The sequence below is a fragment of the Nocardia sp. CA-084685 genome, from assembly GCF_050955785.1.
In the GTDB taxonomy this organism is placed as follows: domain Bacteria; phylum Actinomycetota; class Actinomycetes; order Mycobacteriales; family Mycobacteriaceae; genus Nocardia.
Genome location: NZ_CP192094.1, coordinates 433,826 through 452,265, shown reverse-complemented (window position 1 = coordinate 452,265; position 18,440 = coordinate 433,826). Strand labels below are relative to the sequence as shown.

Here is an 18,440-nt window from a genome sequence, read left to right as displayed (position 1 = left end):
CCGAAGGAATGCGGACGATCTTGGTCGAGCGGTTCCCGGTACTGGCGTTTCAGTCGGTGAACGGCGCTCTGTCCGGCTTACAGGTAGCACCGGGCGCGGGGAGTTGCAGGTCCACAAGGTAGTGCTCCTGCAGACGAGCAGCGCAGTCACTCACCACCAGGTGCCCGTAACCGCCCTCGACGATCACCAGCCTGGCATTGACCAACTCCTGTTGGGCCCGGCGGGCGCCGGTCAGCGGCGTGACCGGGTCGAAGCGGTTGTTGAACAGCAGGGCGGGTTTATCCGAGCGCAGAATCCACGGACCGGTGATGCGCTGCGGATAGCCGTTCCCTGGTACGGACCAAGCACCACAAGCCTGCCGCAAATACAGCCACATAGGACCGTAATGGGGTGCGGCACTGGCGAGTTCGGCAGCCATCGCAGGCCATTGCTCGGGCTCGTGACCGAAGTTGTTGTCAGCACACGAGATTGCGGTGAAGGCGTCGAGGAAGTCCTCGGTGAAGCCACCAGCGTCCAGAATCTCTTGTACGACATCGGGATTGCCCGCCGCACCCAGCTCCAATTCGGTGAGCAGTTCGGCCAGCGCGGGCCAGCCCTGCTTCGCGTCGTAGAGCAGGGTGGCGTGTGCGGGCAGTACTTCGGTGAGGGTTACCGCGCGGATGTGCGCACCATGACCGACCACGATGGGTCCCTGCCGCAGCCGGTCCAGTACGGCGTCGTTGCGGGTGCGCAGGACGGCGGCATCGGTTTTGGTCGGGCCCGCGAAGACGCATTGTGGTTGTCCCGCTTCGGCACACAGTCGCAGGAACTCCGCGAATACCTCCTCGGTGCCCGTCGCGGAGTCGGCGATCTGCGCGCGCGAATCGTTGGTGTAGGCATCCGGGTCGATTATCGAGCCGAGTTGTAGTGCGCGGACCCGGTCACCGAAGAGCGCGCCATACACCTCGCCCACATAGCTCGCGTAGGACCCGCCCGTGTAGGTCATGGTCGTCTCGCCGACCGCGCGGCGCAGCAGATCCAAGTCGCGGGCGGCATCGACGGTGGTCAGGTGCGCCAGCAACTCCGGGCTGTGCGCGGCGCAACCGGCGGCCAGTTCGCGGGCATTGCGGGCGGCCGCGGCCTCCTGTTCGGCATTCGTCGGCGGCAGCAGGAAACCGGACCAGAAGCGGTGCCGCTCTTCGGCATTCGCGAAACAGCTCACCTGACCGCTGCGGCCGATTCCGCGCTGATCGAAGGTGATCACATCGAATCGCCGGGCCAGCTCACCGGAGAACAGCACACCGTGACTCGCCCATTTGAAGCCCGAACCGCCGGGTCCGCCAACCGCGCTGAACAGGGCGCCGATGCGCCGGTCTGGATCGGTGGCGGGCTGTTTGATGACAGCCAGCGACAGCGTCGGACCGTTGGATTGCGCGTAGTCGATCGGGACCGCGGCTGTCGCGCACTGATACTTACTCAACTCCGATTCGGGACACGGGACCCAATCGAGTTTCGGAGTCGGCGCAGCATCGGCCTGCGCAACCAGTTCGGCGACCTGCGAGACCGCTTCGCTCTGTCGGAAGCACGAGACCGATGCCGACACCAATACGGCCCCCAACACCAACCCGACGATCTTCCACCCGCGCATACCGATCATCCTGCGTTGCGGACCGGTCCGGCGTCGTCCTCCTTTGGGACCAATCCGCCACAAGCACGACCGCACTGGGGGTTTCGCATCTCGACTGCCACGTACTTCCTCCGTATGCGGTCGAACCGCGCTGTTCGACAAGACTATTGCGGCTAAGTCATCAGCAATCGGACAACCGCGATGCTGCCGACTACGACGATCACCGCACGCAGTGCGGTTGGCGGCATCCGCCTGCCCATCTTCGCGCCGAGTACGCCGCCGATGATCGAGCCGACCGCGATCAGCCCGGCGACCCGCCAGTCGACATCGGCGATCATCGTGAACACCACCGCCGACACCGCGTTCACCAGCAGACCGAGCACATTCTTGACCCCGTTGAGCCGCTGGATGTCCTCATGCACGAACACCCCGAGCAAACCGATCAACAACACGCCCTGGGCCGCACCGAAATAACCGCCGTAGATACCGCACAGAAATATCGCGACGTACAGGATCAGGCCACCGTGTTCGGGCGCCGGACCGGTGTCGGCCGCCCGACGCTCCTTCACCCAGCGCGCCAACCGTGGCTGAACCACGACCAGGATCAATGCCGCGATGATCAGCACCGGCACGATCGCCTTGAAGGCCGCGGCGGGCAGTACGAGCAGCAGGATCGCGCCGGCGGTGCCGCCGAGCAGCGACGCACTGCCGAGTCGGACCAGCCTGGCCCGCTGTCCCTCGAGTTCGCGCCGATAGCCGTATGCCCCGCTGACCCCACCGGGAACCAGCCCGATGGTGTTCGACACATTCGCCGTGACCGGCGGAATTCCGAAGGCGAGCAGTACCGGGAAGGTGATCAGGGTGCCCGATCCCACAATGGTGTTGATGCCGCCCGCCGCGATGCCCGCGCCGAAGACCGCCAGTTGTTCCAGCCAAGTCATATGAACCTACCTCCAGCCGGTCGGAACGCTAATCGTTACGTCGGATGACCGGACGATGGGGACCGGGCTTTCGGCGACACGTCGGGGCACGGTAAACTCGCCGGCATCATGCAGCGGGCACTTCTTCTCGGCCGCCGCGACGGGGTTTGACCGGACTGGCCTCCCGTCGCGGGGTTCTGCCGCGCCGGTCGACCCGATAACTGGGATCCACCACACCCTGGAGAAACCGCATGTCCCCCGCTGACGCCTTCGTATCCGGCTCGCGCACCATCACGGCTCCGAGCAAGCCCGCCCCTGCCGACCAGCCCGCCTGGAACCGGCAGCGGAACTCCTCCATGCCGACCTTCCGCTACCGGCCCTTCGCCGAGGAGGTCGAGTCGATCACGCTGCCCGACCGCACCTGGCCGGACAAGATCATCGATCAGGCCCCAGGCTGGTGCGCCGTCGACCTGCGCGACGGCAACCAGGCCCTGATCGACCCGATGAGCCCGGCTCGCAAGCGCCGCATGTTCGACCTGCTGGTGCGGATGGGTTACAAGGAGATCGAGGTCGGCTTCCCCTCGGCCAGCCAGACCGATTTCGACTTCGTCCGCGAGATCATCGAGGACGGGGCGATTCCCGACGATGTCACCATCCAGGTGCTGACCCAGTGTCGCGCCGAACTGATTGAGCGCACCTTCGAGGCGTGCGCCGGTGCGACCAATGTGATCGTGCACTTCTATAACTCGACCTCGGTCCTGCAGCGGCGTGTGGTGTTCCGTGCGGACCAGGCGGCGGTGAAGAAGATCGCGACCGATGCCGCGAAGCTGTGCCTGGAGGTCGAGAAGCGCTACCCGGACACCAACTGGCGCTACGAGTACAGCCCGGAGTCCTACACCGGCACCGAACTGTCCTACGCCAAGGAGGTGTGCGATGCGGTCACCGAGATCATCGCGCCCACCCCCGCCAAGCCGATGATCATCAACCTGCCCGCGACCGTCGAGATGGCGACCCCGAATGTGTACGCCGATTCGATCGAGTGGATGAGCCGCAACCTGGCCCGCCGCGATTCGATCGTGCTGTCGCTGCATCCGCACAACGACCGGGGCACCGCGGTCGCCGCCGCCGAACTGGGCTACCAGGCCGGTGCGGATCGCATCGAGGGCTGCCTGTTCGGCAACGGTGAGCGCACCGGCAATGTCTGCCTGGTGACGCTGGGGATGAATTTGTTCTCCCGCGGCGTGGATCCGCAGATCAACTTCTCCGATATCGACGAGATCCGCCGCACCGTCGAATACTGCAACCAGCTGCCGGTACACGAGCGCCACCCCTACGGCGGCGATCTGGTCTACACCGCGTTCTCCGGTTCGCATCAGGACGCGATCAACAAGGGTCTGGATGCGATGAAGGCCGCGGCCGACGCCGCCGAGTCCGATGTAGACGACATCGTCTGGGAGGTGCCGTACCTGCCGATCGACCCGAAGGATGTGGGCCGCACCTACGAGGCCGTCATCCGCGTCAACTCGCAGTCCGGTAAGGGCGGTGTCGCCTACATCATGAAGACCGATCACGGACTGGTGCTGCCGCGCCGGCTGCAGATCGAGTTCTCCCAGGCGATCCAGAAGATCACCGACGGTGAGGGCGGTGAGGTATCGCCCAAGGAGATGTGGGATGTCTTCGCCGAGGAATACCTGAGCCCGATCCGTCCGCTGGAGCGGATGCGGCAGAAGGTAACCGCCTCCGAGACCGACGGCGGCGTGGACTCGATCACGGCGGTGGTGAAGGTCGACGGCGTCGAGCAGGAAGTCACCGGCGCTGGCAATGGACCGCTCGCCGCATTCGTCGATGCGATCGCGACAGTCGGATTCGATGTGCGCGTATTGGACTACTCCGAGCACGCGATGTCCGCGGGTGACGATGCGCAGGCCGCGGCGTATGTGGAGTGCGCCATCGGCGACAAGGTTGTGTGGGGTGTCGGCATCGCCACCTCGATTACGACCGCGTCGCTGCGGGCCGTGGTGTCGGCGGTGAACCGGACGCACTGAGGCGGGGTCGGTTGGTTTCGGCGGGCCGGGGTTCGGGGGGCTCGGTCGGGCGGGCTCGGCCGGGCAGAATTCTCGGGCTGGGCTCGTTCCAGGGCCGGCTCGTTCAGAGCCCGGCTCGTTCAGAACCCCGCTCGTTCAGAACCCGCTCGTCCAGAATCAGGCTCGTCCAGAATCAGGCTCGTCCAGAACCGGACTCATCCAGAACCAGGCTCGTTCGCGACCAGGCACTTCACACCCGGCTCGTCCAGGACCGGCTCACCCAGAGCCGGACTCGTTCAGGGCCAGAATCATTCGCGACCAGCCTCGTTCAAGACCGGATTCGTTCGCGAACAGGCTGTTCAGAACCAGGCTCGTTCAGAACCCGGCTCGTCCAGAACCCGGACTTATCCAGAACGAGGCTCGTTCGCGACCAGGCACTTCATGACCGGAATCGTTCGGGACCAGACTCTTCAGAACCGGCTTCTCTAGGACCGGCTCATCCAGAGCCCGACTCGTTCAGGACCAGACTCGTTCGCGATCAGGCTCGTTCAAGACCGGATTCGTTCGCGAACAGGCTCTTCAGGACCAGGCTCGTTCAGCGCCGGAGCCGTTCGGCGCCCGGCTCGTCCAAAGCCGGGCTCGTCCAAAAACCGGACTCGTTCAGGGGCCAGAATCGTTCGCAACCAAGCTCTTCAGGACCGGATTCATTCGCGACCAGGCTCATTCAGGGCCGGCCCGCTCAGTGCCCGGCTCGTTCCGGACCCAGCTCTTCCAGAGCCGGATTCGTCCAGGACCGGACTCCTTCAGAACCGCGCTCGTTCAAGGCCAGACTCGTTCGCGACCAGGCTCTTCAGGACCGGATTCGTTCGCGAACAGGCTCTTCAGGACCCGGCTCTTCCAGAGCCGGATTCGTCCAGGACCGGACTCCTTCAGAACCGGGCTCGTTCAAGGCCAGACCTGTTCGCGACCAGGCTCTTCAGGACCGTATTCGTTCGCGACCATGCTCGTTCACGGCCCGGCCGTTGAGTGCCCGGCTCGTTCCGGACCCGGCTCGTTCAGGGCCGGAGCCGTTCAGTGCCCAGCTCGTCCAGAGCCGGGCTCGTTCAGGGCCAGACTCGTTCGCGACCAGGCTTTTCAGGACTGTATTCGTTCGCGACCAGGCTCGTTCAGAGCGAGGCCGTTCAGTGCCCGGCTCGTTCCGGACCCGGCTCGTTCAGGGCAGGGCCGTTCAGGACCCGGCTCGTTCCGGACCCAGCTCGTCGAGAAGCGGGCTCGTTCAGGGCCAGACTCGTTCACCACCAGGCTCGTTCACCACCAGGCTCGTTCATGGCCCGGCTCGTTCAGGGCCAGACCCGTTCGCGACCAGGATTTTCGGGACCGGATCCCTTGAGCCGGATCTGTTCGGGAGCCGAGGTCGTTCGGGTCGGTCCGAGCGATCTGGCACCTCGGCTGAGACCGCGGAGTACGGTGAGAACAGGACGCCCATTGGCGACGATTTGTCGCCGACTGGGCGTTTGATCTCGAATTTGCTGTTGGACAGTGTTTTCGAGTTGCGGCTGGTCGCGGTGTTCAACGCGGCGCGGCGGCCGTGTATACCACGGCGCGGGGCCAAGTACCCCGTGCTAGCGTTGATTCGCATTCAAGCGCCGAGCTCTCTGCTCGAATTCCCGAGCAGATGGGGGAACTGTGACAACTAACGACCACAACCCGACTTCTCCGCCCTGGCTGCAGAGTCATTCGGTGGACACGGCCGAGGTCACCACCGACTCCTCGGCGCCGGATGAAGCGGCCGAGTCCGCATCCGTCGACGCGGAGCCCGCAACCGACGAGCACGGGGCCGCCGAGGTTGCCGAACAGCCCGATGAGTCCGACCAGTCGGAGTTCACCGGATACCCCGGCGGACCAACAGATCAGACCACCACGTACCCGCAGGCGGGAGTGCCGCAGCAGCAGTACGGACCGCCCGAGGTTTACGCGCCGCCCGGAACGCCTTACAACGGCGGTCAATTCGCGCAGCCGCATCAGCCGGGACCCGGCCAGAGCGGAAACCATCCGGTGCAGCCCGAACCGTCCTACGGCGAGTACCGGCAGGAGATCGGTCCCGATGGGCTGGTTCGACGGGTTCCGGCGGAAAGTCAGGTCGAGCCGCCGATCTACAGTTGGGCACCGCCACCGCCGGTGCAGCAGCCGCCGATGTATCAGCAGCCGCCCATGGGACAACAGCCCCCGATGGGACAGCCGCCCGTCGGCCAGCAACCACACAGCGGGCAGCAACCACACAGCGGGCAGCAACCACACACCGGGCAGTTGCCGTACGCCGAGCAGGGGCCCGGCACCGGCCTGATGCCGTACGGCGAACAAGGGCCTGGCACCGGCATGGTGCCATACACCGAACAGGGCCCGCCGCCAGGATGGCAAGGCGGCCCGCCGAATACGCAGCAGCCGTTCCAGCCACAGCATGTGCCGCAGCCCGGCCAGCCGGGACATTCGGTCAATGACCTGAACCTGCTCAAGCGGGCGCGCAAAGCGCCGCGCAGTGGCTGGCGCCGGGCGGTGCACAAGGCCTCCGGCGGCATGATCAATCCCGGTGAGTCCGCGGCCGATATCGTCTACCGCGATCTCGTCGACCGGGTGAATCAGCCGGTGCGCGGGGACTATCGGATCGCGATCCTCTCGCTCAAGGGCGGCGTCGGCAAGACCACGACCACGGTCGGGCTCGGATCGACGTTCTCCTCGCTGCGCGGCGACCGGGTCATCGCGATCGACGCCAACCCCGACCTCGGCACCTTGGCGCATCGCGTACCGCGCCAGACTCGCTCCACCGTGCGCAATCTGCTCGAGGATCAGCACATCAGCAGGTACTCCGATGTCCGAGCACACACCTCCCAGGCGCCGAGCCGACTGGAAGTCCTTGCCAGTGAACAAGATCCGGCGGTTTCCGAAGCCTTCAGTGAGGCCGATTACCGCCAGGCCATCAGCATTCTGCAGTCGTTCTACAACATCATCCTCACCGACTGCGGCACCGGTCTGATGCATTCGGCCATGGCCGGTGTGCTCGATATGGCCAGCTCACTGGTGCTGGTGACCTCACCCGCCATCGACGGCGCCCGCAGCGCCTCGGCCACCCTGGACTGGCTGGACCATCACGGCTACGGCAAGTTGGTCGAGCGAACGGTGGTGGTGGTCAACGCATCTCGCCGCGGTGCCTCCACCGTCGACTTGGACCAGCTACGCAAACTGTTCCTCGACCGCACCCGCGCGGTTCAGGTGGTGCCCTTCGACGACCACCTCGCCGAGGGTGCGGAAATCGACCTGGAATTGGTGAGCAAGCCGACCCGGCGTGCACTCCTGGAACTGGCCGCCATGGTCGCCGATGATTTCGGCTACATCGGCAACCAGCAGTACCGCCCCGGCCCGCCCAGGCACTACTAGACCGTTGCGGCGCGGCCAGGTTGTCCGAGCGACAGCCTCGCCTCGGGCCCGCCCAGGCACTAGACCGTTGCGGCCGAGCAGGCTATCCGAGCGACAGCCTCGCCTCGACAACCAACGGATTGCGGCCAAGATTCGGGCGTTCGCCCGGTTGGCGGGGCGTCGAAGCCTATCGCCACGTCGCGGCGCATAGGTAGTGGGTGCGGCGCAAAGCGGCAGCAGCCTCAGCGATAGCTCCACGGTATGCGCCACCGGATTCTACCGTGCGGCATGGCAGTCACCGGCGCTGTGACCAGCGGACATGCCCGAGATTCGGTTGGCACACATGTGCGAGAGAAGGCGCACAGGGTGCCGCCGCGGCGAATGCACCACATGGTTATGCGCCCATCCAATCCACCGCACGGGCACGACAATCGCCAGCGCCGTGAACGGCAGGCTTCACTGGCACATCCAAGATTTGTAGATGCACAAGTAGGGAATGCCGGAAATGTGGTGCAGCGCCGTGCGACAGCGCCACACGGCGTGTGCCAGCCGACCTCGCCGCGGGCACGCCAATCGCCACCACCGCAATCGCGAGCGTGCCCGAAATTCGGCTGGCGTGCAGGCAGTAAGCATGGCGCACAGGTTGCCGCCGCGGGGAAAGCGTCGGACGATATGCGGAAGCGGATTCATGGCGACGGTCGCCAGCACCACGGTCGCCGCGCGCACCCCACGTACCCGAGCCTCGACTGATGCAGAGGTAGTGAGCGCCGCGCATAAGACGCAGTGGCTGTTGCCGAATGCGCCGCCGGGCGGTTATTCCATCACATCATCGTCACACTCGCGGGATCAAATCACTTCCGGCTCAGCATGATTGCCGGCAGCCGACGAAATAGCGACGTGATTGTGTCACGGCCAAAACACGCCACAATTCGGCAACAGGCACCGCAGCCGCTGCGAGGCGATCAATGCCTCTGCGACAGCAAAATCCGCCACAAGCACAACACCGCCAGCACCAGAGTCGCCGGTCGCACCGCACACACCCGGGACTCGGCTGACGCACAAGTAATGAGCACCGCACATAAGGCGCAGCCCCTGCGAGGCGGACAATGCCTCTGCGACAGCAAAATCCGCCACAAGCACAACACCGCCAGCACCACGGTCGCCGGTCGCACCGCACACACCCGGGACTCGACTAACGCAGAAGTAGTGAGCACCGCCCATAAGTTGCGGCGTCTGCGAGGTGGTGAATGGGTGTGCGGCAGCAGGCTGGTGCGGTGGGGCTATTCGGCGGCGACCTGGGCTGCGGCGGTGCGGAAGGCTTGTAGGACGGTGGCTATGGCGGGGCGGGTTGTGGCGTGGGGGCGGGTGGCCAGTTCGTAGAGGCGGGCGGCGCGGACACCGGACAGGCGTAGGACGGCGAGGTCCGGATGGGCCACGGCCCAGCGGGGCATGAGGGCTACGCCATAGTTCGCGGCGACAAGGGTTTCGATGACGCGGAAGTCGTTGAGGCGCTGGGCAATACGAGGTTGGACGCCGGTCATGGTGGCGATAGAGCGCAGCACGTCGTCGACCGGGAAGCCGCCGCGCACGCTGAGCCAGGTCTCTTCGGCGAGTTCGGCCGGGGTCACCTCGGTGCGAGTCGCGAGCGGATGGGTCGGTGCGACAACGACATCGGTGGGTTCGCGCATGATGACTGTGGTGCTGACACGAGGGCCCGCGATACCAGGCGAGCGCTCATCGCGGTGGGTGAGGACGATGTCGTAGTCGGCGAGCAGCCGCGGCACCTCACTCGGCGGCAGATCCTCGTCACGGGCGACGACCTCGACACCGCTGTCGGCCAGCGCGGGCAGCACCCGCGGCAGCAGCAGCGCCGCGCCGGACGGGAACAGCGCGACCCGGACCCGACCGCGCGCGGACCCGCGATAGTGCGCCATCTCCGCCACCGCACGATCCATCGCGGCAAGCACCTCATCAGCGCGCACCACAAGCGCGTGCCCCGCATCGGTGAGCCGGACCCGCCGCCCATCCGGCTCGAGCAACGCAACGCCCGCCTCCTTTGCAAGCACCTTGAGCTGCTGCGATACCGCGGACGGGGTCATCGAAAGGGCTTCGGCCACAGCCGCAATAGTCCCGCGATCCGCGAATTCCCGCAGTACCCGCAGCCGCTCGACCGCCATCGGTGGCCCGCCCCGCACGTCCTCAGGCGGCTGTGACACGCGCCGCTCCTACCGCCAGCAGCAAAGCGGGCATCGCTGGTGTTCCTGTGCCGCCCAATACCGCCCCGGCACAGGCCGATACGGCAGCCGACAGCATTGCGACCCCGGCCATAGCCGAACCGTGCACTACTCCAACAACCGATAGTGAAGCCGCTGACATTTCTGCCCCGCCTCTATACGCCCCCACCACACCCAGCGACGATGCGCCGTCAGCCCTAGCCGACATGTGCGCCGCTCCTGCAACCGGTAGTGAATCCGCTGAAATTTCTGCGCCGCCCGCATCCATCCCCACAGCAACCGACGACGCCGCGACATCAGTTCCAACCAACGCGTGCGCTACTCCAGCTACCGGTGGCGAAGCCGCTGATACTTCTGCCCCGCCCGCATACACCGCCACAACACCCAACACCCCCGCGACCTCAGCCACAGCCGACGCGCGCGCCGCTGCAGCACCCGGTAGTGAATCCGCTGACATTTCCGCGCCCTCTGCATCCGCCGTCACAGCAACCAGCGACGCCGCGACACCAACCACAGCCGAACCGTGCGCTACTCCGGCGACCGATAGTGAAGCCGCGACCACTGGTATTCCAACCCCGCCCGTATCCGCCGCACAACACCAAGCGACCCTGCGACCTCAGCCACAGCCGACGCGCGCGCCGCTCCGGCATCCGGTAGCGAAGCCGCTGACATTTCTACGCCGCCCGCATACGCCGCCGGGGCGACGGGCGGCGCTGCGACCAGTGCCGCTGGTCTCGGGACGCCACGGCACAGGCCGGTGTTGTGCACCGATAGCGACCCGCTGGGAGCCGCGGTGTGAGGAGTGCCCGAAATCATTAAGCAATGCTACATTGATAGTGCATATTTATTCGATTGTTCTTATCGGTTTCATTACCGACGATAAGGAACGTGACCAATCGTGACCGCATACTCGGGCTTACCGTTGTCCTGCTCTGGGGGCTGAACTTCATTGCTATTCGGGTGGGGCTGGACCACTTTCCGCCGTTCTTTTTCGCTGCGCTGCGGTTCGCGGTGATCGCGGTGCCGGTGGTGGTGTTCGTGCCTCGACCGAAGGTGCGGCTGCGGTGGTTGCTGCTGTATGGGATCGGGTTCGGGATTTTGCAGTTCGCCTTCCTGTTCACGGCGATGCGTGCGGGCATGCCAACCGGATTGTCCTCGCTGGTGCTGCAATCCTCCGCGCCATTCACGGTCGTCCTGGGTGCAGTGTTTCTGCGGGAGCGGCTGCGGGGGACACAGTTGCTCGGCATCGGCGTCGCGGTGGCGGGCATTGTGGTGATCGGGCTCGATCGGGCGCAGCAGGCGGCGCTGTTGCCGGTGCTGCTGACGCTGGCGGGTGGTCTGGGTTGGGCCTTCGGCAACATCGGTTCGCGCTTGGCCACCGCGTCCGGCGACGTCAACCCGCTGCACTTGACGCTGTGGATGACGGTCGTGCCGCCGATCCCGATGTTCGCGCTGTCCGCGTTCATCGAAGGACCGACTACCGGCCTACATGCCTTGACCGACGTCACCTCCCCCGGCGGCTGGCACGCGCTGCTCGGCCTCGCCTACATCGTCGCGCTCGGCACCATCGCGGGCTCGGGCCTGTGGACCTACCTGATGAGCCGGTACCCGGCCAGCACGGTCGCCCCCATGTCCTTGCTGGTCCCGGTGATCGGCATCCTCGCCGCCTGGGCCGTCTTCGGCGAGGACCCGACGCCGCTGTCGCTGCTCGGCGGAGCCATCGTGATCGCAGGCGCGTTCGCGGCGACGAAGGCGGGCCGCCGCGATGCGCGTACCCCAGCGGCGGAACCAGTTTCGCCCCTGCCCCCGGTGTCGGAATCGGCCCTGGATGGGCAACGCCGATTGGTGCAGGCCTGAGCCGAGCATTCACGCGAACGCCCCAGCAATGAAACCGGATTCGAACCCACCCCGATATCGAACCGGCCCAGGTGAGCAACCCCGATCGGCGCAGACCCGAGCCAAGCACTCCCGTGAACGCCACAGCAACGAAACCGCATTCGAACCCACCACCGATGCCGCAGGGTGAGCAACCCCACCAGCGCAGACCCGAACCGACCACTCACGCAAACACCCCAACAACGAAACCGCATTCGAACCCACCACCAATGCCGCACGGTCAGCAACCCCACCAGCGCAGACCCGAACCGACCACTCACGCAAACACCCCAACAACGAAACCGGATCGACCCACCCCCGATGTCGGAACCGCCCCGCTGGGCAACCCTCAGTGCACTGGCATCCATGCCCAGTACGGCAACGCCAATCCCACCGCCGACACCGGTCAGCCGTACGCACCACCTGCGCTCGGCTCCGGACAACCGACCTCATGGCCCGGCGAATCGGACACACAGTACGCGGCGAACAATCTCGACACCGCGCGGCGCGGACAATCGACGCAATCGTTGAACGCAGAACTCGGCGGCCTGCTCGGCGGAGCTGCCGATAGCACCATCCGGGGGCGGGCCGCCATCGACGGAATTATCGCCGAGGTGAACACGGCCATGACCGCGCTCGGTGCCGTCGCGGATACCACCGCTGGGCGGCAAATGCTGATCGCCACACTGAGCAGTGCCTTGCAGCGCGCAGGGACCGTGCTCGGACAGGGGCAGACCGCTGCGGCGATCACCGCGGATAAGGTTTCCGCACCGGCCGATCGGTTCCTGCAGAACGCGTGCCCTACCCGGCAACCACCACGGCGATCCTGAGCCAACCGCTTGCCACAGCACTCGAGCCGGATTCGGACCCACCGGTCTCGGGCCCGCCCCGAGTGAGCAACCCAATTGGTGGCAGCCTGGGCCCACCACGCGATCGCCACAGCAGTGCAGTGTTTCGACCCTGCCCCGGCACCGGAGCGGCGACCCCCTGGTGGCACATGCCTGAACATCGCTCGGGTACATTCCGCCCCGCCAACACAGCCTGCGATAGGCAGCCCAGCCCGGTTGCACGCGGTTTACCTGCCCCCTTCCGTCGTACCTGGGAAACATCGGTCACTACGACGCGCTGACCTGCGAAGTTTGCGTACGATCCCGGTTCGGGAAACCAACTCGGCCCGGTCACCCGCCCGGTAATGTCTGCCCCGCTGTACTGGTCGAATGCGATGCCGACCGGGTTCAGGCGGCGGCGTCAGGGGTGGGTTGAGGCACCCGCCAGCAGTCGCTTTACAGTGTATTCGGCGTGGAACAGGGTCCGGAGGCTTGAACGTTGTCGAGAAACTTGTCGGTGCTCATCGGTGAGGTGGCTCCCGCATCGGAAACGATGCCCCGGACCTCCGGGCCGCAGGCAGGGATGCCAATGCCTGTGGAGATTTCGGCGCTGGTCAGCCCACTACTCGGACTGGTGAAACCGATGTCGATGCAGCAAGAACCTGCATCGATGCGGGAGCACCCGAGAAGGGTGGCGTCGGACAGTTTGTTCGGCGCGCGGTAGGCACAACGACGCGCATGGCAGATCAGCGACTGACGGTGTCGCGAAGAGCGATACTTCGCGGCACCGTCGCAGCAGGGGTAGCAACGGCGGGGGCACTAACAGCTGGTGGGCTCAGACCGGCGCCCGCCGCGGGCAGTCCCGGCGGCAGGCGGGTCGCGGTACTCGGCGGTGGGGTCGCGGGATTGACCGCCGCGCATGAATTGGCCGAGCGTGGGTTCCAGGTCACCGTATTCGAAAGACGTGCGCTCGGTGGCAAGGCGCGCAGCATTGCGGTGCCGGGCAGCGGGTCGGGCGGACGTCCGGATCTACCCGGAGAGCACGGCTTCCGCTTCTTTCCCGGCTTCTACCAACACCTTCCGGACACCATGCGACGAATTCCGTTCGTGGGCAACCCGAATGGCGTTTGGAATAACCTGATCGGCGTGCCGGAGGCACGTTTCGCTCGCCGCGGCGGCGATGATTTCCGACTTCCCTTGGGCCCCAAGGCCCGCGCGAATTTCACCCCGGACGCGTTCCGCGAAACCGTGGGTGCGGCAATCGCGACGGCCCTGAAAATGCCAGCCAACGAGGGCGCGTACTTCGCCGATCGGCTGCTGGTATTCAACTCCAGCTGCGACGCCCGCCGAGTGGGGCAGTGGGAATACACCTCATGGCGCGATTTCGTCGGCGGCCACCAGCGCTCCCATGAATTCCGCGCCCTGCTCTCACGGACGCTGACCAGCATCATGGTCGCCGCGAAAGAGGATGTCGCCAGCGTCCGAACCATCGGCACCATGGGCGAACAGTTCCTGGGCAACCCCTTCGAAATCGGCAATGACGGGGCGCTGGACCGAGTGCTCAACGGTCCGACCAATTCGGTGTGGATCGATCCGTGGGTGCAGCGGCTACGCGACCTCGGCGTGGAATTCGCGCTCGGGGCCGATGTGCGCGGACTAGACGTACGCGATCGGCGGATCGCCTCGGCCCGCATCGTCGATGAGAACGGGTCTCAGCGCAGCATCGACGCGGATTACTTCGTGGTCGCGCTGCCCGCCGAAAAAGCCCGCGCCCTATGGTCGCCCGATGTGCTCGAGGTGCGCCCGGAATTGGCCGCGATGGATCGGCTCTTCGTCGACTGGATGAACGGCATCCAGTTCTATCTACGCAGGCCGATGGATATTTCACATGGTCACACCGCCTATATCGACGCCCCGTGGTCGCTCACATCGATCACCCAGAATCAGCTGTGGACGCGCAAACTCACCGAATTCGGCGACGGCACGGTGCAGGACTGCATTTCGGTCGATATCTCCGATTGGAACTCCCCCGGCATGCTCTACGGCAAGCCAGCCAAGGAGTGCACCCACGAGGAAATCGCGCGCGAGGTGTGGGCGCAGCTGCGGGCGCATCTGAACGACCGCGAGGACCTGTTGCGCGATGCCGATCTGCATTCCTGGTTCCTCGATCCGGGCATCAGCTGGCAGGAATCCCAGCGGCGCAACGCCAATGCCGATCCGCTGCTGATCAATACCGCCGGGTCGTGGGAGTGCCGACCGGAAACCCACGGCGCGCTCGAAAACTTGTTCCTGGCAGGCGATTACGTGCGCACCAATGTCGATCTGGCAACCATGGAGGGCGCCAACGAATCCGCGCGCGACGCGGTCAATGCCGTTCTCGACGTTTCGGGTTCGAATGCCGAACGCTGCCGAAAGTTCACTCTCTACCGAGCTACCGAACTGGAGCCGCTGCGCCGCATCGATGCCGACCGCTACGCCGCGGGTCAGCCCAACGTGTTCGACGTGCGTCTGTGACCCGTGACTCGCCGCGCAGATCACCGTAAAGTCAACGTAATAACTGATTTCGTCAGCACATGGGTAACTCGTCGGGTGCGCCCAAAGACTCACTCAGTACGCGTCCGGCGGCCCGGAACGGGAGTCTGCACGTGCTCAACGACCGGCAAAGTTCTGGGGAGGCGGGGAGTGATTACCGAAGCCAATGAGATCACCGACCCGGCCGAGCTGCGACAGTTGCTCGGGGAGGTCATGCCGCGAGCCGCGACCAAGGAACGCGTCGCACTGCATCCCCGCGACCGCGACTGGATCGCGGCCACCCCGTTTATTGCCCTCAGTACCAGCGATGCCGACGGCAACTGCGATACCTCACCGAAGGGCGATCCGCCCGGATTCGTGAAGGTGCTCGACGACACCACCATCGCCATTCCGGAACGGCCGGGCAATCGAAGGGCCGACGGCTACCTCAATATCCTCAGCAATCCGCACGTCGGGCTGCTGTTCATGATTCCGGGCCGCCGCGAGACGCTGCGCATCAACGGCCGGGCCCGTCTGGTTCGCGACGCACCATATTTCGACGACATGGTGGTCAAGGGTCATCGACCGATCCTGGCGATCGAGGTCGATATCGAGCAGATCTTCTTCCACTGCGCCAAGGCGTTCATCCGCAGTCACCTGTGGGAACCGGAGCAGTGGCCGGTCGACAATCTGCCGAGTCCGGCCCGGCTCGTCAAAGAGGTCCAGACCAATGTGACGGAGTCGGTGGAGGAGCTGGAGCGCTACTACTCGCCGGAAAACTACAACGCCAAGCTGTACTAGACAAACGTAAGCACTGATTTCGTCAGCACATGGGTAACTCGTCGGGTACGCCCAAAAGACGTTCGGCACAGATCCGGCGGCCCGGAACGGGAATCTCCCCGTGCTCGACGACCGGCAAAAGTTCCAGGGAGGCGGGGGAGCCGGGCCGCAGCGAATGCGGCGCCGAGCAGAACACATAGACTCGCGGCGTGGCAGACATAACGGTGCGCGGGCGACTCGCGCTGCGGGCGGCGGCGGCAGCGTCGTGGGCCTCGCAGAAGGCGGGCCGCGGCAAGGGATCGATGATCGGCGGTCTCATCGCCCTGCAGATCGATAAGACGATCATGGATCAGCTGGGTCGTGGGCGGCGCACCGTGCTGGTGACCGGAACGAACGGCAAGTCGACCACCACCAGGATGACCACCGCCGCCTTGAGTACCCTCGGCAAGGTCGCCACGCAGGCCGACGGCGCGAATATGGACGCAGGCATCGTGGCCGCGCTGAGCGCGCACCGCGGGACCCCGCTGGCCGCGATCGAGGTGGATGAACTGCATCTGCCACACGTCACCGATTCGTTGAATCCGTCCGTGGTGGTGCTGCTCAATCTGAGTCGCGATCAGCTGGATCGGGTCGGCGAGATCAATATGATCGAGCGCAAGCTGCGCGCCGGACTGGCGCGGCACCCGCAGACCGTGGTGATCGCCAATTGCGACGATGTGCTGGTGACCTCCATTGCCTACGACCATCCGAATGTGGTGTGGGTCGCGGCGGGCAGCGGTTGGTCGATGGATGCGACGAGTTGCCCGCGCAGCGGCGAGCCGATCGTCTGGGAGGGTGCGCACTGGCGCAGCACCGGCACGGATTTCGAACGGCCCGAACCGAATTGGTGGTTGGACGGCGCAGAGTTGGTGGGACCCGGCGGGGTTCGGCTGCCGCTGAAATTGGCGCTGCCGGGGCGGGCCAATAAGGGCAATGCCGCGCAGGCGGTCGCCGCGGCGGTCGCACTCGGTGCGGATCCGGCGGAGGCGGCGACCGCGGCGGGTACGGTGCGCGAGATCGCCGGCCGCTATCGGACGGTGCAGGTCGGCGAGCACGCCGCGCGGCTGCTGCTGGCGAAGAATCCGGCGGGCTGGCAGGAGGCGCTGTCGATGATCGAGCCCGATTCGGCCGGTCTGGTGATCGCGGTGAACGGGCAGGTGCCCGACGGCGAGGATCTGTCCTGGCTGTGGGATGTGCGGTTCGAGCATTTCGAGGGCGTCCAAGTGGTGGCCGCGGGTGAGCGCGCCACCGATCTCGCGGTGCGCCTGACCTACGCAGGAGTCGAGCACACCACGGTGCCGGATCCGTTGCGCGCCATTGCATCCTGTCCGGCGGGACGGGTCGAGGTGCTGGCGAACTACACCGCGTTCCGCGACCTGAACCGCGATCTGGAGGAGCAGAACTGATGGCAGCATCGCGTAGCGATTCGATGAGCGGTGGTGGCCGGATGACGGGCGGATCCGAATCGACTGTGCGCATCGGCCTGGTGCTGCCCGATGTGATGGGCACCTACGGCGACGGCGGCAATGCCCTGGTGCTGCGGCAGCGACTGCGCATGCGCGGCCACGACGCGGAGATCATCGAAATCACCCTGTCCGACCCGGTTCCCGAGTCGCTCGACATCTATACCCTTGGCGGAGCGGAGGATTCGGCGCAGCGTTTGGCGACCCGGCATCTGCAGCGCTATCCCGGACTGCAGCGGGCCGCCGCGAAAGGTGCTCCGGTACTTGCCATCTGCGCCGCGATTCAGGTGCTCGGCCACTGGTACGAGACATCCACCGGCGAGCGCGTCGACGGCGTCGGCCTCATCGATGTCACCACCTCCCCGCAGGCCAAGCGCGCCATCGGTGAAGTGACGACCACGCCGATGCTTCCCGGTCTCACCGCCGCCCTCACCGGCTTCGAAAACCACCGTGGCGGAACGAAACTCGGCGGCGACGCCACCGGTCTCGCGCACGTCACCCGCGGCGTGGGCAACGGTGTCGGCGACGGACTCGAGGGTGTAGTCCAGGGATCCACCATCGGCACGTACATGCACGGTCCCGCCCTCGCGCGCAATCCGGAACTCGCCGACCTGTTACTCGCGCGCGTCCTCGGCGTGGATGAACTCCCCCCACTGCACCTCCCGGAGGTGGACCAGCTCCGCCGAGAACGACTGCGCGCCTGAGGCCCGTCGCAGCGCGCCGCGCTTTTCGGCGGGGGTCCTCGACGAG

The 18,440-nt window shown here is 65.8% G+C and carries 11 protein-coding genes; 8 read left to right on the top strand and 3 right to left on the bottom strand.

What is annotated here, in order from left to right; translation table 11 throughout:
- Window positions 1-49 precede the first annotated feature (49 nt).
- Both ACQP2U_RS01980 and ACQP2U_RS01975 read right to left on the bottom strand, forming a co-directional pair.
- The gene (locus ACQP2U_RS01980) at window positions 50-1,627 is read right to left on the bottom strand and encodes an alpha/beta hydrolase (protein ID WP_433713105.1); all 1,578 of its coding nucleotides are present in this window, start codon (window positions 1,625-1,627) and stop codon (window positions 50-52) included.
- Window positions 1,628-1,779: 152 nt separating this feature from the next.
- Window positions 1,780-2,547, bottom strand: coding sequence for a sulfite exporter TauE/SafE family protein (locus tag ACQP2U_RS01975; protein WP_433713104.1), 768 nt, complete (start codon window positions 2,545-2,547; stop codon window positions 1,780-1,782).
- A gap of 230 nt (window positions 2,548-2,777) precedes the next feature.
- On the opposite strand from ACQP2U_RS01975, the gene leuA reads away from it, so the two are divergent.
- A complete protein-coding gene (gene leuA, locus ACQP2U_RS01970) occupies window positions 2,778-4,571 on the top strand; it encodes a 2-isopropylmalate synthase (RefSeq protein ID WP_433713103.1) in 1,794 nt (597 codons plus the stop codon).
- Between the two features lie 1,719 nt (window positions 4,572-6,290).
- Window positions 6,291-7,982 carry an AAA family ATPase gene (locus ACQP2U_RS01965; protein ID WP_433713102.1) on the top strand — a complete coding sequence of 564 codons (1,692 nt, stop codon included), beginning with the start codon at window positions 6,291-6,293 and terminating at the stop codon, window positions 7,980-7,982.
- 1,259 nt (window positions 7,983-9,241) lie between these two features.
- Here the strand turns inward: ACQP2U_RS01965 and ACQP2U_RS01960 are convergent.
- Window positions 9,242-10,138, bottom strand: a complete 897-nt coding sequence (locus tag ACQP2U_RS01960; RefSeq protein ID WP_397037771.1) for a LysR family transcriptional regulator — start codon at window positions 10,136-10,138, stop codon at window positions 9,242-9,244.
- Between the two features lie 945 nt (window positions 10,139-11,083).
- Between ACQP2U_RS01960 and ACQP2U_RS01955 the strand changes: the two genes are divergently transcribed.
- The 6 genes from ACQP2U_RS01955 to ACQP2U_RS01930 all read left to right on the top strand — a co-directional run bounded on the left by ACQP2U_RS01955 (window position 11,084) and on the right by ACQP2U_RS01930 (window position 18,394).
- Entirely contained in the window at window positions 11,084-12,052 is a 969-nt protein-coding gene (locus ACQP2U_RS01955) for an EamA family transporter (protein WP_433713101.1), read from the top strand.
- 248 nt (window positions 12,053-12,300) lie between these two features.
- On the top strand, window positions 12,301-12,900 hold the full coding sequence (locus tag ACQP2U_RS01950; protein ID WP_433713100.1) for a DUF4226 domain-containing protein: 600 nt from the start codon (window positions 12,301-12,303) through the stop codon (window positions 12,898-12,900).
- Window positions 12,901-13,635: 735 nt separating this feature from the next.
- Window positions 13,636-15,411 carry a hydroxysqualene dehydroxylase gene (locus ACQP2U_RS01945; RefSeq protein ID WP_433713099.1) on the top strand — a complete coding sequence of 592 codons (1,776 nt, stop codon included), beginning with the start codon at window positions 13,636-13,638 and terminating at the stop codon, window positions 15,409-15,411.
- A gap of 168 nt (window positions 15,412-15,579) precedes the next feature.
- Window positions 15,580-16,209, top strand: a complete 630-nt coding sequence (locus tag ACQP2U_RS01940) for a pyridoxamine 5'-phosphate oxidase family protein (protein WP_433713098.1) — start codon at window positions 15,580-15,582, stop codon at window positions 16,207-16,209.
- Between the two features lie 188 nt (window positions 16,210-16,397).
- Complete coding sequence (locus tag ACQP2U_RS01935) at window positions 16,398-17,633, top strand: Mur ligase family protein (protein WP_397037577.1); 1,236 nt, start codon at window positions 16,398-16,400, stop codon at window positions 17,631-17,633.
- A gap of 41 nt (window positions 17,634-17,674) precedes the next feature.
- Window positions 17,675-18,394 (top strand): type 1 glutamine amidotransferase, encoded by a 720-nt coding sequence (locus ACQP2U_RS01930; RefSeq protein WP_433716331.1) that lies wholly within the window; start codon window positions 17,675-17,677, stop codon window positions 18,392-18,394.
- The last annotated feature ends 46 nt before the right edge of the window (window positions 18,395-18,440 follow it).

Bases quoted from the DNA above. Each gene is read 5' to 3' on its own strand.
- ACQP2U_RS01980 (WP_433713105.1), bottom strand. From the start codon at position 1,627: ATGCGCGGGTGGAAGATCGTCGGGTTGGTGTTGGGGGCCGTATTGGTG.
- ACQP2U_RS01975 (WP_433713104.1), bottom strand. From the start codon at position 2,547: ATGACTTGGCTGGAACAACTGGCGGTCTTCGGCGCGGGCATCGCGGCG.
- leuA (WP_433713103.1), top strand. From the start codon at position 2,778: ATGTCCCCCGCTGACGCCTTCGTATCCGGCTCGCGCACCATCACGGCT.
- ACQP2U_RS01960 (WP_397037771.1), bottom strand. From the start codon at position 10,138: ATGGCGGTCGAGCGGCTGCGGGTACTGCGGGAATTCGCGGATCGCGGG.
- ACQP2U_RS01950 (WP_433713100.1), top strand. From the start codon at position 12,301: ATGCCGCACGGTCAGCAACCCCACCAGCGCAGACCCGAACCGACCACT.
- ACQP2U_RS01945 (WP_433713099.1), top strand. From the start codon at position 13,636: ATGGCAGATCAGCGACTGACGGTGTCGCGAAGAGCGATACTTCGCGGC.
- ACQP2U_RS01930 (WP_433716331.1), top strand. From the start codon at position 17,675: ATGACGGGCGGATCCGAATCGACTGTGCGCATCGGCCTGGTGCTGCCC.